Consider the following 14844-nt stretch of genomic DNA (forward strand, 5'->3'; position numbering starts at 1 on the left):
GTCGTCGTGTCCGGGGTGCTAGCGGCGACGCCGGGCCGGTCGCCGCTTCCCCGCCGTCGACGGGGGGCGCGGTGCCGGCGCCGCCGGGGGCTCGCTGCGGCGGGTCCGGGCGCTGTGCGCCGAGCGGCCGCGCACGATCCCGATGAACTCCTCCATCAGGTCGCTGTTCTCCGCGTCCGGCCAGGTCAGCGCGACGCCGGAACCCGGGGCGTCGACCAGTGGCCGGTAGGTGAGGTCCCGGCGGTGGTGCAGCCGGGCCAGCGACTGCGGGACGACCAGCACCCCGACCCCCGCGGCGACGATCTCGACCGCCTCGGCCGTCGTCGGCGGGGCGTACTCCGCGGCCCGGCCGGGCGGCCCGTCGGGCCAGTCGAGCGTGTCGTCGCCGGTGCGCAGGACGATCTCGTCGGCCAGGTCGGCGACGGTCACCTCGTCGGCCGCGGTCACCACGTGCTCCTTCGGGACGACCACCACGGTGGTCTCGGTGTAGAGCGGGATCGCGTGCAGCCCGGTCCGGTCGATCGGCAGCCGGGCGACGGCGGCGTCCACCGTGCCCGCGCGGACCAGGTCCGCGGCCTCGGCGGCGGTCACGGTGTGCAGCTCCAGGGGGACCCCGGGGCGGCGCTCGGCCCACATCCGGGTCCACTTGCCGGGGGTGACGCCCGGGACGTAGCCGAGGTGGAAGGACGTGGCGGTCACCGGTCGAGGCTAGCCGCATAGCCTGGTGACATGACGCGCCAGAGGTCCGCACAGACGATGAAGCCCGCGACCGCGGCGAAGAAGCTCGGCGTGCTCCTCGACGCCACCCCGGCCGACTTCCGCGAGGGGGTCGTCTCGCGCGACGAGCTCGACGCCCTGCAGGCCGACCCGCCGGAGTGGCTGCGCGAGCTGCGTACCACCGGGCCGCACCCGCGCCCGGTCGTCGCGGACCGGCTCGGGGTGTCGATCTCGGGGCTGGCCCGCGCCGGGATCACCGAGCCGCTGACCACCGAGCAGATCGCCGCGATCAAGTCCGAGGAGCCCGAGTGGCTCGCGCGCGAGCGCGCCACCCGCGCCGAGAGCCAGCGCGAGGCCGCGCGGTTGAAGGCGCAGCAGCAGAAGAAGTAGGACGAGGACCGGAACCGTCCTCGTCCGCCGCCAGGCTCGCGGTATGACGAGCTACCTCCTGGTCCCCGGCTTCTGGATCGACGCGACGGCGTGGAGCGCGGTCGCGGACGACCTGCGCGCCCGCGGGCACGACGTGGCCGCGCTCGACCTCGGCCACGAGCCCGGTGCGACCGCGGAGACCCGCGTCGACGAGGTGCTCACCGCACTCGGGGACGCGGGCGACCCGGTCGTCCTGGTCGCCCACAGCGGTGCGGGCCCCGTCTGCGCCGCGGTGGCCGAGCGCGCCCGGGGCCGGCTCGCGCACCTCGTGTTCGTCGACACCGGACCGCTGCCCGACGGCGTCGCACAGATCGACTTCACCCCGCCCGACGCGCAGGCCGCGACCCGGGCGACCCTCGCCGGGCACGGCGCGCTGCCGATGCCGGCCCGTGCCGAGCTCGACGCCGCCGGCAGCAGCACCGCCGGCGTCCCGGACGCCGTGTTCGACGACGTCCGTGCCCGCTCGGTGGCCGAGCCGGCCGGGGTGGTGCTCACCGGCGCGCGTCGCGGGACGCCCGACCCCTCGCTGCCCAAGACCGTCGTGGCCTGCAGCTTCGCTCCCGACGACGTCCGGGAGCTGATCGACGCGGGCGTACCCGGGTTCGCGGAGATGGGTGGTCCGGAGTGGACGATCGTCGCGCTCCCGACGGGGCACTGGCCGATGCTGTCCGAGCCCTCGGGGCTCGCGGGGGTGCTCGACGGGCTGGGGTGACCGGCCGCGCGCGTGCCGCCGGCACCCTGCCAGGCGGTACCGGGCCCCGGGTCGATCGCGACGGAGGTGCCCGGCCCGGTGTGCGGCGAGGGCCCGGACACGACGACGCCCGGACCGGTGACCCGGCCCGGGCGTCGTGACGCGCTGCTACGCGACGATCAGACGTCGTAGCGGTCGGCCATCATGACCTTGTCCCACGCGGCGACGAAGTCGCGGACGAACTTCTCCTTCGCGTCGTCGGAGGCGTAGACCTCGGCGACGGCGCGCAGCTCGGAGTTCGACCCGAAGACCAGGTCGGCACGGGTGCCGGTCCACTTCACGTTCCCGGAGGCGTCGACGGCCTCGAAGGAGTCGTCGTCACCGGCGACCGAACGCCACTGGAGGTCGGAGCCCAGCAGGTTGGTGAAGAAGTCGTTGGTCAGCGTGCCGACCTTGTCGGTGAACACGCCGGCCGTCGACCCGCCGGTGTTGGCGCCCAGCACACGCAGGCCGCCGACCAGCACGGTCATCTCCGGGGCGGAGACGCCGAGCAGGTTCGCGCGGTCGACGAGCAGGAACTCGCCGGGCAGGGTGTGGCCCTTGCCGCGGTAGTTGCGGAAGCCGTCGGCGGTGGGCTCCAGGTAGGAGAACGACTCGACGTCGGTCTTCTCCTGGGTGGCGTCGGTGCGGCCCGGGACGAACGGCACGGTGATGTCGTGCCCGCCGTCCTTGGCGGCCTTCTCCAGCGCCGCGGCACCGGCCAGGACGACCAGGTCGGCGAAGGAGATCTTCTTGCCGCCGGTCAGCGAGGCGTTGACGTCGGACTGGAGCGACTCCAGCGCCGAGACGACCTGGCGCAGCGTGTCGGGGTCGTTGACCTCCCACTGCAGCTGCGGCTCCAGGCGGATGCGGCCGCCGTTGGCGCCACCGCGCTTGTCCGACTGGCGGAACGACGAGGCCGCGGCCCAGGCGGTCTTGACCAGGTCGGTGACCGACAGGCCGGACTCGAGGACCTTCGCCTTGATCGATGCGACGTCGTCGGCGTCCACCAGCGGGTGGTCGACGGCCGGGACGGGGTCCTGCCAAAGGAGCTCCTCCTGCGGCACCCAGGCGCCGATGTAGCGCTCCTTCGGGCCCATGTCGCGGTGGGTCAGCTTGTACCAGGCGCGACGGTAGGTGTCCTCGAACTCGGACGGGTTGTCCAGCCAACGGCGGGTGATCTCGCCGTAGGACGGGTCGACGCGCAGCGCGACGTCGGTGACCAGCATCGTCGGCTTGCGGTTCGGGTAGCCGGGCTCCGGGTCGGGGATGATCTCCGGGGCGTCCTTGGCGACGAACTGCTTGGCACCCGCCGGGGACTCGGTCAGCTCCCACTCGTAGGCGTAGAGGTGCTTGAGGTAGTCGTGGCTCCACCGGTTCGGGGTGCGGGTCCAGATGACCTCGAGCCCGGAGGTGATGGCGTCACGGCCCTTGCCGGACCGGAAGTTCTGCTTCCAGCCCAGGCCCTGCTCGGTGATGTCGGCGGCCTCCGGCTCGGGGCCGACGTTGCCGTTCTCGTCCGGGTTGGCGGCGCCGTGGGTCTTGCCGAGGGTGTGCCCGCCGACGATCAGCGCGGCGGTCTCCTCGTCGTTCATCGCCATCCGGCCGAAGGTCTCGCGGATGTCGCGGGCCGCGGCGATCGGGTCACCGCTGGCGTCGGGGCCCTCCGGGTTGACGTAGATCAGACCCATGTGCGACGCGCCGAGCGGCTTCTCCAGCTCGCGGTGGGCGAAGTCCTTGCTGCCGCCGTAGCGCGCCTCGTTGCCCAGCCAGACGTTCTCCGAGCCCCAGTAGACGTCCTCCTCGGGCTCCCACACGTCGGCGCGACCGCCGGCGAAGCCGAACATCGGGAAGCCGGAGATCTCGTGCGCGCGGTTGCCCGCGAAGACCATCAGGTCGGCCCAGGAGACCTTCCGGCCCCACTTCTGCTTGACCGGCCACAGCAGCCGGCGGGCCTTGTCGAGGTTGCCGTTGTCGGGCCAGCTGTTCAGCGGGGCGAAGCGCTGCATCCCGGCACCGGCGCCGCCGCGGCCGTCGTAGGTCCGGTAGGTGCCGGCCGAGTGCCAGGCCATCCGGATGAAGAACCCGGCGTAGCTGCCGTGGTCGGCGGGCCACCAGTCCTGCGAGGTGGTGATGACGGCGTCGACGTCGCGGGCGAGCTCGTCCAGGTCGACGGTCGCGAACTCCTTCGCGTAGTCGAAGTCCGGCTCCATCGGGTCCGAGGCGGGGGCGTGCTTGCGCAGGATCTTCAGGTTGAGCTGGTTCGGCCACCAGCTCTGGTTGCCGCCACCCTCGGTGGGGTGCGCGATGCGGCCGGCGGCGACGGGGCAACCGCCGTCCTGCTCGCGGTTCATCTCGCTCTCGACGGTGGGGTGCTCGTCAGACACGGGACATCCTCTCGGGATCAGTGGATGAGCAGTCGGGGCACCGGCCCCAGTAGACGACCTCGGCCTCGTCGATCACGAAGCCGTTGTCGTCGGAGGCGGTGAGACAGGGTGCGGAGCCGACGGCACAGTCGACGTCGGCGATGGCGCCACAGGACCGGCACACCACGTGGTGGTGGTTGTCGCCGACCCGCGCCTCGTACCGCGCGACGGAACCGGTGGGCTGGATCCTGCGGACCAGCCCGGAGGAGTGCAGCGCACGCAGGACGTCGTAGACGGCCTGGTGCGACACCTCCCCGAGGTCCTCCCGCACGACACGGATGATCGACTCCGTGTCCGCGTGCTGGTGGGAGTGCACCGCCTGCAGCACGGCCAGGCGAGGACGCGTCACGCGCAGCGACGCTGCGCGCAGCATGCCCTCGTAGTCCGATGCGTTCGACACGGCGGCGAGACTGCCCGCTTTTCTTGAGTCGGTCAAGTTTCGGCGTGTCTCAGTATGAGACCGGCGCCACGTCAGACGGTGCTGCGCTCCCGGCCCGCCCAGAACGGTGCCCGGAGATCCTTCTTGAGGATCTTGCCGGTCGGGTTGCGGGGGAGCTCCGGCAGGACGTCGACGGTCTTCGGACACTTGAACGACGCCAGGTGGGCGCGCGCGTGAACGAGCAGCTCCTCGGGGTCGACGGTCGCCCCCGGTGCGGCCACCACGCAGGCCTTCGGGACCTCGCCCCACCGGTCGTCGGGCACTCCGATGACGGCGACGTCGCCGACGGTCGGGTGCTCGGCGAGCACCCGCTCGATCTCGGCCGGGTACACGTTCTCGCCGCCCGAGACGATCATGTCCTTGATCCGGTCGGTGACGTAGACGTAGCCGTCGGCGTCGATGTGGCCGCCGTCACCGGACCGCAGCCACCCGTCCGGGGTGATCGCCGCCGCCGTCGCCTCCGGCTTGTCCCAGTAGCCGCTCATCAGCTGGTCGGTCCGCACCCAGATCTCCCCGGGCTCGTCCGTGCCGAGCCGCTCGCCCGTCGCCGGGTCGCGCACCTCGATCGTGCAGCCGGTGATCGGCCTGCCCGCCGACACCAGCCGGTGCTCGACGGCCGGGTCCCCGTGGTCCTCCGGGCCCAGCGAGCTGACCACGCCGCAGGCCTCGGTCATCCCGTAGACCTGGTGCAGCTTCGGGCCGAACAGCGCCAGCGACGCCCGCATCACCGGCAGCGGCATCGGCGAGGCGCCGTAGGAGATGGCCCGCAGCGACGTGTAGTCGCGGTCGGCCGCGCCCGGCACCTGGGTCATCGCACCCATCAGCGCGGGCACCCAGAACGTGTGCGTGATGCCCTCCGCGGCGACCATGTCCAGCAGCGCCGCCGGGTCGGGCATCCGGGCCATCACGATCCGCGCGCCCTGGGCCAGCGCGAGGAAGGCGTAGCTGGTCCCGCCGACGTGGAACAGCGGCATCGCGACCTGCACGACGTCGGTCGGCGTCAGCTCGAAGTCCGCGGCGACGTGCGCGGCGTGCGCCAGCATCGCGCCGTGGGTGAGCATCGCGCCCTTCGGGAACCCGGTGGTGCCCGAGGTGTAGAGCTGTACGAAGCAGTCGCCGGGGCCGGCGTCGTAGGGGTCGGTGTCCGGCTCGTGCGCGGCGAGGAACGCCTCGTACTCGTCGGCCTCCCCGCCCACGTGGAGCACCCGCTCCACCGCGGTGAGCTTCTCCCGCAGCTGCCCGACCGCCCCGGCGAACTCCGGGCCGACCAGCAGCAGCCGCGCCCGGGCGTCGCCGATCACGTAGACGATCTCCGGCGGGGCGAGGCGGAAGTTCACGACCGCGTTCGCCGCCCCGATCCACGCGCACGCCAGCGACAGCTCCAGGCACGACGGGTGGTTGAGGTCCAGCACCGCGACCCGGTCGCCCGGGCCGATGCCCTCCGCGCGCAGGGCCGCCGCGAGCCTGCGCACCCGGACGTCGAGCTCGGACCAGGTGCGGCGGACGTCGCCGAAGCGCAGGGCCTCGTCGTCCGGGCGCCCGGTGGCGTGGGTGCGCAGCAGGGAGGACACGGTGCTGGTCGGGTCGATCACGGGGCGGCTCCTCGGGGCTCGTCGCTGAGCGTGTGACGCACGCCATTCAAGTCCGTTTCGTCGGTCTCGCGCCAGTGCCGACCGGATCGGTCCGATCCCGGGTCCTCAGGTGCGGGCGGGAAGGGGCGGGCGCAGGTCGAGAGGGCGATGTCGTCGCTGTGGCCAGCGACGAGGTCGCCACCGCGACGGAGGAGATCGCGGCCGGGGTGCCGTCGGCGACGTGGCCGGTCGACGACCGTTCGCCGGAACGCAGGCGTTCCGTCGGTCGCTAGGGTGACGGGGTGACCGTCCGACGAGCCACCACCGGCGGAGCGGTGCTGCGGCCTCGTGTCACCGAGGCGATCGTGTCCGCGACCTTCGCCGAGCTGGCCGCGTGCGGGTACGCCCGCCTGTCGATGGAGGCCGTCGCCCGGCGTGCGGGTGTGGGCAAGGCCGCGCTGTACCGCCGCTGGTCGTCGAAGCAGGAGATGCTGGCCGACCTAGTCCGTCAGGCCGTCGCCGACACGTTGCCACCCGCTCCGTCGACCGGCGCGTTCCGCAGCGACCTGCGGGAGCTGCTCGGGGAGCTGCGTGACCAGGTGGCCGCCCCGGTGGTGGCGGACGTGGTCCCGACGCTGCTGGCCGAGCTCCGCCACACCCCGGCCCTCGCCGAGGTGATGCGGGCGGACGTGGCCGGCCCCCGGCGGGAGGTCGGCGTGGAGATGCTGCGGGCGGCGGTCGAGCGGGGGGACCTCCCGCCGTCGGTGGACGTCGATCTCGCGGTCGACCTCCTGATCGCTCCGCTGCTGTTCCGGGTGCTGGTCACCGGGGCGGCGTGCGACGACGCGTACCTGGACACGCTCACCGCTGCGGTCGAGGCGGCGGTGCGCGCCACCGCGTAGCGGTCGTGGCCCCGGCCGCCGCCGTCGGGCCGGTCCCGCGCCGGGGCCGCCTCCCGGCGGGATCCCGGTCTGGGTGAGGATGGCCGGCAGGCGATGCCCCGGTGCGAACCGGGGCGCGACGCGAGAACGGCGGGAGGCCGGAGTGCAGGAGACCGCGTCCACGGACCCGGCGACGGCGGCCGGGAGCGGGCGGATCGTCGTCGAGGGTCTGGGCAAGAGGTTCGGCCCGGTCGAGGCCGTGCACGACCTGTCGTTCACCGTCGAGCCCGGCTCGGTGACCGGGTTCCTCGGACCCAACGGGTCGGGCAAGACGACGACGCTGCGGATGATCCTCGGCCTGGTCGTGCCCGGCACCGGGCGCGCGCTCGTCGACGACGTCCCGTTCTCCGCGCTGACCTCGCCCGGCCGCGTCGTCGGCGCGGTCCTGGAGGTCCAGGGCGTGCACCCGCGGCGCACGGCGCGTGCGCACCTGCGCGCCGCGGCCGCCGCGATCGGCGTCCCCGACTCGCGGGTCGACGAGGTCCTCACGCTGGTCGGCCTGGCCGCCGCCGCGGACCGCTCGGCGGGCGGGTTCTCGCTCGGCATGAACCAGCGCCTGGCCCTGGCCGTCGCGCTGCTCGGCGACCCGCGCATCCTCGTGCTCGACGAGCCGGGCAACGGCCTCGACCCCGACGGCATCGCCTGGCTGCGCTCGTTCCTGCAGGCCTTCGCCGCGTCCGGGCGCAGCGTGCTCGTCTCCTCCCACCAGCTGGCCGAGATGGAGCTGACCGCGCAGCGCCTGGTCGTCATCGACCGTGGTGCCTGCCGTTTCGACGGCACCGTCGCCGAGCTGCGCGCCGGCCACGGCTCGCGGGTGCTCGTGCGCGCCGCGGACCCGGCCCGGCTGGCCGAGGCGCTCGCCACGGACGGGATCACCGAGATCGACCGCGTCGACGACGGCGTGCTGGCCGTCGGCGGGGCCGACGCGGTCCGCGTCGGGGACCTGGCGCTCGCCGCGGGCGTCGCCGTGTACGGCATGAGCGAGGAGCGCGCCGGGCTGGAACAGATGTTCCTGCGCCTGCTCGCGGGGGAGGAGCAGCGCTGATGGCGACCGTGAGCCTCGACCGCTTCCGCGCGGTCCTGACCGCCGAGGTCCGCAAGACCCTGTCCACCCGGGTGTGGTGGCTGCTGTTCCTGCCGGTGCTGCTGCTCGCGCTGGCCCAGAGCCTGCTCGGCAGCATCCTGCAGCTGCTCGTGCCGCAGGCCACCGACACCTCGGCGATCCTGATGCTCGCCGGGCTGGCGTCGGCGCTGACCATGACCGCGATCGTCGGCGGCGCCTTCGGGACGCTGCTGGGCACCGGCGACTTCCGGCACCGCACCGTCACGCTGGCCTACCTGACCGGGTCCCGTGGCCAGGTGCTCGCGGCCAAGGCGCTGATCGCCGCCGTCGTCGCCGGGCTGTACGCGCTGTTCCTCGTCGTGGTCGGTCCGCTGCTCGGCGGTGCGGCGCTCGGCGGCCAGCAGCTGCCCGACCTCGGACAGCTCGCCGGGCTGGGCGCGATCGGCATCCTGGTGTGCGCGCTGTGGGGGGTGCTCGGCGTCGCCGTCGGGACCCTGGTGACCAACCAGGCCGGGGCGATCGCGCTCACCGTCGGCTACCTGCTCATCGGCGAGAACCTGATCGCCGGGGCGCTGCGCGCGGGCGACGGGTCCTCGCTCGGCGACCCGTCGGTGTTCGCCCGGCTGACGCCGTTCCTGCCCGGCAACGCCGGTGACCTCGCGATCTGGGAGCCGGTCGTGAGCTCGGCCGGGCTGGGGGCGCAGTCGCAGTTCGTCCTGGAGTTCCTGGCCGGGGTCAGCGCCCCGCCGCCCGGCTGGGTCGGGCTGCTGGTCCTGGCGGTCTGGACGGCCGCGGGGATCGCACTGGCCGCCGTCGTCGGGGCGCGTCGGGACATCACCTGAGACGAGCCGGCGGCCCCCGGGTCCGGCGCCGCCGGGCGTACGGGACCCCGCTCGCGCGGTGAGCACCGCCGTAGGCCCTGCCGACCGGCGCACGAGCGTCGTCCGCCCGGCCCCCGGCCGCGCCCGTGTACTGATCGACGGGGCGGGTCCGGGGCGACGAGGTGGCGGCGCAGGGGCCGCGGTGGCCGGGTCCGGTGGGCGGTGCGGGAGAGGCCGTCGTCGACGGCGGGTGTCCGCCGGCCCCGCGCCGGGCGGCGTCGCCGGGCCGGTTGTCGGGGGGCGGGCATAGCCTGGCGACGTGCCCTCTCCCCACCCCTCCGCACGCCCCGGCTGGATCCGCAGACTGGCCACGGCCTGCATGCGGCACCGCCGTGTCACCGTCGGTGCGCTCGTCGCGTCGATGCTCGGCGTCGGGCTGGAGGCGATCGGTCCGCTGCTGATCCGCGAGGGCGTGAACGGCGCGATCGGCGGGGACACCGGCGTGCTCACGCCGGTCGTCGGCGGGCTCCTGGTGCTGGGCGTGCTGAAGTTCGTCGGCGCGTTCGTGCGCCGCTACCTCGGCGGCAAGATGGCACTGAACGTGCAGCACGACCTGCGGCGCGCGGTGTTCGGCGCGGTGCAGCGCATGGACGGCGTCCGCCAGGACCGGCTGCGCACCGGCCAGGTCGCCTCGCGGGCCATCTCCGACCTGCAGCTGGTGCAGGGCTTCCTGTCGATGGTGCCGCTGTCGGCGGGCACCGTGGTGCTCGTGGTCGTCGCGATCGTCGCGATGCTGTACCTCTCGCCGCTGCTCACCGTGGTCGCGCTGGTCATGCTGCCGCTGGCGTTCCTGGCGACCAACAGCATCCGGCGCAGGCTCTTCCCTGCCACCTGGTCCGCGCAGCAACGGGCCGCCGAGATCGCCCAGCAGGTCGAGGAGACCGTCACCGGCGTGCGCGTGGTGAAGGGATTCGGGCAGGAGGCCCGCGAGACCGCCACGCTGGAGGGACGGGCCCGCCGGCTCTACGGCGAGCGGCTGCGGGCCGCCGGGCTGACCGCGCGGCTCAACCCGATGCTGCTCGCGCTGCCCGGGCTGGGGCAGGTCGCGGTGATCGGCGTCGGTGGCGCGATGGCGGCCCGCGGCACGATCGACCTCGGCACGTTCCTGGCGTTCACCACCTACGTCGGGATGCTCGTCGGGCCCGCCCGGCTGATCGGCGCGCTCGTGGTCACCGCGCAGCTGACCCGGGCCGGGGCGGAGCGTGTCTTCGAGATCGTCGACGCCGCACCGGAGATCGTCGACCCGGAGCGTCCGGCCGCGCTGCCCGAGGGCCCGCTGACCGTCGAGCTGGACGACGTCCGGTTCGGCTACGAGCCCGCGGGTTCCGGCCCGGACGGCGACGCCGCCCCCGATCCGGTCCTGGACGGGCTCTCCCTGCGCGTCGAACCCGGCGAGACCCTCGCCCTGGTCGGTCCGCCCGGCTCGGGCAAGTCGACGGTCGCCCTGCTGCTGCCCCGCTTCTACGACCCGCAGGCCGGGCGCCTCGCGATCGGCGGGGTGGACCTGCGCGACCTGCGGCTGCACGACCTGCGCGCCGAGCTCGGGGTGGTGTTCGAGGAGGCGTTCCTGTTCTCCGACAGCATCCGCAACAACATCGCCTACGGCCGGCCCGACGCCGGCGAGGACGAGATCCGCGCCGCCGCCGAGGCCGCACAGGTGGCGTCGTTCGTCGAGGACCTGCCCGACGGCTACGACACCGAGGTGGGCGAGCGCGGCCTCACCCTGTCCGGCGGTCAGCGGCAGCGGATCGCGCTGGCCCGGGCGATGCTGACCCGGCCGCGGGTGCTCGTGCTCGACGACGCGACCTCCGCGGTCGACACCGCGACCGAGGCCGCGATCCACGAGACCCTGCACGAGCTCACCGCCGAGCGGACCACGCTGCTGGTCGCGCACCGGCGGTCCACCCTGGCGCTGGCCGACCGGATCGCGGTGCTGGACAGGGGCCGGGTCGTCGACACCGGCACCGAGGACGAGCTGCGCGGCCGGTGCGCGCTGTTCCGTGAGCTGCTCGCCACCGGCCCCGCCGACGAGCTCGGCGGCGGTACCCGCGAGCCCGCCGCCCACGAGGCGGCACCCGGCACCGATACCGGCAACGGCGTCCTCGCCGAAGCAGCGGCGGGCCCGGCCGTCACCCCGGAGCTGTGGCCGCGGGTCAGCATCGAGGAGGACCCGGACCGGGCCCTGACCCGCGACGGCGGCGGCGGCGCGGCCGGCTGGGCCGGTGGGATCAGCGCGACCCCCGAGCTGCTCGAGTCCGTCGCGAAGCTGCCCCCGGCGACGGAGTCCCCCCGGCTGCGCGGCGACGACGACCCGACCGCCCCCGATCCCGCGTTCCGGCTCTCCTCGCTGCTGCGCCCCGTGCGGTGGCTGCTGGTGCTCGGCGTCGCGTTGATGACCGCGGACGCGCTGGCGACCCTGGCCCTGCCCAGCATCGCCCGGATCGCCGTCGACGACGGCATCGCCGACGGCGCCACCCGGGTCCTGCTGCTGGCGGCGCTGGCCGGGCTGCTGATCGTCGTGCTGGACGCGGTCGTCGTCGGGTTCCAGACATTGGTCACCGCCCGGGCCGGGGAGAGCCTGCTCTACCTGCTGCGGCTGCGCAGCTACGCGCACCTGCAGCGGCTCGGCCTCGACTTCTACGAGCGCGAGCTGTCCGGCCGGATCATGACCCGGATGACCACCGACGTGGACGCGCTGTCCACGTTCCTGCAGACCGGGTTGGCGCAGGCCGTCGTCAGCCTCCTGACGATCGGCGGGGTCGCGACCGCGCTGGTGCTCACCGACCCGCAGCTCGCGCTGTACGCGCTGGGCTGGCTGCTGCCGCTGCTCGCGGTCGGCACCGTGGTGTTCCGCCGGTTCTCCTCCCGCGCCTACGCCGAGGCCCGCGAGCGGGTCAGCGTGGTCAACGCCGACCTGCAGGAGAACGTGTCCGGGGTGCGCATCGCGCAGGCCTACGTCCGCGAGGAGCTGAGCTACGACCGCTTCGGCGAGCGTTCCGACGCCTACCGCCGGTCGCGGTTGCGCGCGCAGCGCTACATCGCCACCTACTTCCCGTTCGTGGCGTTCCTGTCCGACATCGCCACGGCGGTCGTGTTGTTCGTCGGCGGGACCCGCATCGTCGGCGGGGACATCACCCCGGGCGTGCTCACCGCGTTCCTGCTGTACCTGACCCTGTTCTTCGGCCCGGTGCAGCAGCTGTCGCAGGTGTTCGACGGCTACCAGCAGGCCCGTGTCGGCCTGAACCGGATCTCGGAGTTGCTGCGCACGCCCACCTCCGTCCCGGACGAGCCCGAGCGGCCGGCGCCCGTGCCGCCGCGGCTGCGCGGCGAGGTCGAGCTGGACCACGTGACGTTCCGCTACCCGGGGGTGGACGCCCCCGCCCTCGACGACGTGTCGCTGCGCGTCGGGGCGGGCGAGACCGTCGCGCTGGTGGGCGCGACCGGTGCCGGCAAGTCGACGCTGATCAAGCTGATCGCCCGGTTCTACGACACCGGCGACGGCCAGGTCCGCGTCGACGGCGTCGACGTGCGCCGCTTCCCGCTGGCCGGGTACCGCGCGCGGCTCGGGGTGGTCCCGCAGGAGGCGCACCTGTTCACCGGTGACGTCGCCTCGAACATCGCCTACGGCCGCCCGGACGCCCCGCCGGAGCGGATCGAGGCCGCGGCCCGCGCGGTCGGGGCGCTGGGCCTGGTGCGGTCGCTGCCGCAGGGGTTCCGCACCCCGGTGGGGGAGCGGGGGCAGGGCCTGTCGGCGGGGCAGCGGCAGCTCGTCGCGCTGGCGCGGGCCGAGCTGGTCGACCCGGACGTCCTGATCTTCGACGAGGCGACCGCGGCACTGGACCCGGCCACCGAGGCCACCGTGCTGGCGGCGGGGGAACGGGTGGCGTCGCGGCGGACCGCGTTCGTCGTCGCCCACCGGCTGCAGACCGCGCGGCGGGCGGACCGGATCGTGGTGCTGTCCGGCGGTCGGATCGCCGAGGAGGGCACGCACGACGAGCTGGTCCGCGCGGGCGGTCGCTACGCGGCCCTGTGGCGTGCGGGAGAGCTGGAGCCCGAGCCGGACAGCCCGCTGGCCGCACAGACCTGAGCGCGGCGGGTCAGTCCCGCAGGTGCTCGGCCCGTGCGGCGACGGCGGCGCGGCGCGGGTCGTCCCGGTCCAGCAGGTCCAGCAGCAGCTCGTGCGCCTCCAGGTCGTCGGTCCCCAGCGGGTGCACGACGAAGCGGTGCAGGAGCGCGACGTCGTCCGAGGCGAGCACGGCGTGCCGCAGCCCGACCACGAGCTCGTCGCGCAGCTCGCGCACGGCGGGCGCGTCGGACCGGGGCAGCAGCTCGCCGTGACAGGAGTCGAGCGCGTCGGACACCCGGCCGTCGCGCAGCGCCGCGCGGATCCGCAGGAAGTCGGCCTGGGGCCCGGCCGCCAGCCGGTAGGGGCGGGTGAGCAGCAGCTCCGCGCCCAGCGACGACCGTAGCCGGTGGATCTCGCCGCGGACGGTGGTCGGGTTGCCGTCCTCGCCGTAGAGCATCAGGGTCAGCTGCTCGCCGGAGAGCCCGTCGGGGTGCAGCGCCAGCGCGGTGAGGATCTCCGCCGGGCGCAGGGTGGCGGCGAACTCTTCGCCGTCGAGGGTGACGCGCGGACCGCTCCCGCCGGTGAAGCGCAGCTCCAGCGGGCGGGGCGCACCGGTCGGCGCCGTCGGGACGACGCGCCCGCGCCGCCGCGACGGCGGCACCAGCAGGTAGCCCTCGGCCAGCCTCTCGACGGCCATCTCCCGGCCGTCGCCGAGCTGCACCCGGTCGACGCCGTCGTCGAGCCGGATCCGCTCGGGGAACAGGCCGTAGGGCTCGCTGGCGATGACCCGGCCGCTCGCGGACAGCAGGGCGCCCTCGGAGCCGCGCAGCGCCGCGAGGTGCGGCATGTTCTTGACCCGCAGCCGCTCGTCGGCGATCGCCAGCCGCACCCGCAGCTGGTTCTCCGCGAGGTGCGCGGTCGCCGTCACCAGCTGCACCAGCGCGGGGTGCACGGTGTGCAGCGGCCCGGAGATGTCGATCGCGCCGATGGTGTCGCCGGTGTCGGGGTCGTGCACGGGGGCCGCGACGCAGGTCCAGTCGTGGTAGGCCCGGACGAGGTGCTCGGCGGAATGGATCCGGACCGGCTCGTCGACGGCCAGCGCCGTCCCCATCGCGTTGGTGCCGATCGTCTCCTCGGCCCAGCGGGTGCCCTCGACGAGTCCGACGTCGTCGGCGGAGTGCAGCAGGCCGTGCGCGCCGTCGCGCCACAGGACGGTGCCGTCGGCGTCGGTCACGAGCATCACGTGCATCGCCTCGTCGGCGATGCTCACGAGGGTGGAACGGAGCAGCGGCATCACCGCGTGCAGCGGGTGGCCGGTCCGGACCTCCTTCAGCTCGTCGGCGAGATAGATGAGCGGGGGGAGCCGGCCCTCCGGGTCGACGTGCGCGGCCAGGCTGCGCTGCCACGAGTCCGAGACGACCGGGCGGGGGGTGCCCGCCGAACCGCCGGCGCCGAGACCGTCGTCGTAGATGCGCCGCAGGCGATGTGCGTCGGCGACCATCTCCTCGGGGGACGTCCCGCCCTCGGCTCCGCTCACGTCGCCTCCCGACACGGCTGGGGGCACGTCGTGCCCTGCTCCCA

Annotated in this window: 11 protein-coding genes; 6 read left to right on the forward strand and 5 right to left on the reverse strand. The window is 74.4% G+C overall.

The features are described from left to right. Positions 1 to 18: 18 nt before the first annotated feature. Positions 19 to 699 (reverse strand): LysR substrate-binding domain-containing protein, encoded by a 681-nt coding sequence (locus KPF22_RS07120; RefSeq protein WP_374107464.1) that lies wholly within the window; start codon positions 697 to 699, stop codon positions 19 to 21. 30 nt (positions 700 to 729) lie between these two features. Here KPF22_RS07120 and KPF22_RS07125 point away from each other — a divergent pair, with 30 nt between their 5' ends. Both KPF22_RS07125 and KPF22_RS07130 read left to right on the forward strand, forming a co-directional pair. Then, on the forward strand, positions 730 to 1107 hold the full coding sequence (locus KPF22_RS07125; protein WP_062397456.1) for a DUF5997 family protein: 378 nt from the start codon (positions 730 to 732) through the stop codon (positions 1105 to 1107). A 43-nt stretch (positions 1108 to 1150) separates the two neighbouring features. After that, complete coding sequence (locus KPF22_RS07130; protein ID WP_224401524.1) at positions 1151 to 1858, forward strand: triacylglycerol lipase; 708 nt, start codon at positions 1151 to 1153, stop codon at positions 1856 to 1858. Between the two features lie 158 nt (positions 1859 to 2016). On the opposite strand, the gene katG is transcribed toward KPF22_RS07130, so the two are convergent. The 3 genes from katG to KPF22_RS07145 form a co-directional block, all read right to left on the reverse strand. Continuing rightward, positions 2017 to 4263 carry a catalase/peroxidase HPI gene (gene katG, locus KPF22_RS07135; protein ID WP_374107465.1) on the reverse strand — a complete coding sequence of 749 codons (2247 nt, stop codon included), beginning with the start codon at positions 4261 to 4263 and terminating at the stop codon, positions 2017 to 2019. Then, positions 4256 to 4675 carry a Fur family transcriptional regulator gene (locus tag KPF22_RS07140; RefSeq protein WP_073578604.1) on the reverse strand — a complete coding sequence of 140 codons (420 nt, stop codon included), beginning with the start codon at positions 4673 to 4675 and terminating at the stop codon, positions 4256 to 4258. The genes katG and KPF22_RS07140 overlap by 8 nt, the downstream gene beginning before the upstream one ends. Before the next feature lie 98 nt (positions 4676 to 4773). After that, positions 4774 to 6333 carry a long-chain-fatty-acid--CoA ligase gene (locus KPF22_RS07145; RefSeq protein WP_208820486.1) on the reverse strand — a complete coding sequence of 520 codons (1560 nt, stop codon included), beginning with the start codon at positions 6331 to 6333 and terminating at the stop codon, positions 4774 to 4776. A gap of 281 nt (positions 6334 to 6614) precedes the next feature. On the opposite strand from KPF22_RS07145, the gene KPF22_RS07150 reads away from it, so the two are divergent. The 4 genes from KPF22_RS07150 (at position 6615) to KPF22_RS07165 (ending at position 13284) form a co-directional block, all read left to right on the forward strand. Further along, positions 6615 to 7214 (forward strand): TetR/AcrR family transcriptional regulator, encoded by a 600-nt coding sequence (locus tag KPF22_RS07150; protein WP_208820488.1) that lies wholly within the window; start codon positions 6615 to 6617, stop codon positions 7212 to 7214. Between the two features lie 142 nt (positions 7215 to 7356). Beyond that, positions 7357 to 8298, forward strand: a complete 942-nt coding sequence (locus KPF22_RS07155; protein WP_224401525.1) for an ATP-binding cassette domain-containing protein — start codon at positions 7357 to 7359, stop codon at positions 8296 to 8298. Continuing rightward, positions 8298 to 9158, forward strand: coding sequence for a hypothetical protein (locus KPF22_RS07160; RefSeq protein ID WP_208820492.1), 861 nt, complete (start codon positions 8298 to 8300; stop codon positions 9156 to 9158). The genes KPF22_RS07155 and KPF22_RS07160 overlap by 1 nt, the downstream gene beginning before the upstream one ends. Before the next feature lie 358 nt (positions 9159 to 9516). Next, complete coding sequence (locus KPF22_RS07165; RefSeq protein WP_224402390.1) at positions 9517 to 13284, forward strand: ABC transporter ATP-binding protein; 3768 nt, start codon at positions 9517 to 9519, stop codon at positions 13282 to 13284. Positions 13285 to 13294: 10 nt separating this feature from the next. On the opposite strand, the gene KPF22_RS07170 is transcribed toward KPF22_RS07165, so the two are convergent. After that, positions 13295 to 14800, reverse strand: coding sequence for a GAF domain-containing protein (locus KPF22_RS07170; RefSeq protein ID WP_224401526.1), 1506 nt, complete (start codon positions 14798 to 14800; stop codon positions 13295 to 13297). Between the last annotated feature and the right edge of the window lie 44 nt (positions 14801 to 14844).

Origin of the sequence: Pseudonocardia sp. ICBG1034, assembly GCF_020131375.1 — a bacterium.
GTDB classification, from domain to species: Bacteria; Actinomycetota; Actinomycetes; order Mycobacteriales; family Pseudonocardiaceae; genus Pseudonocardia; species Pseudonocardia alni.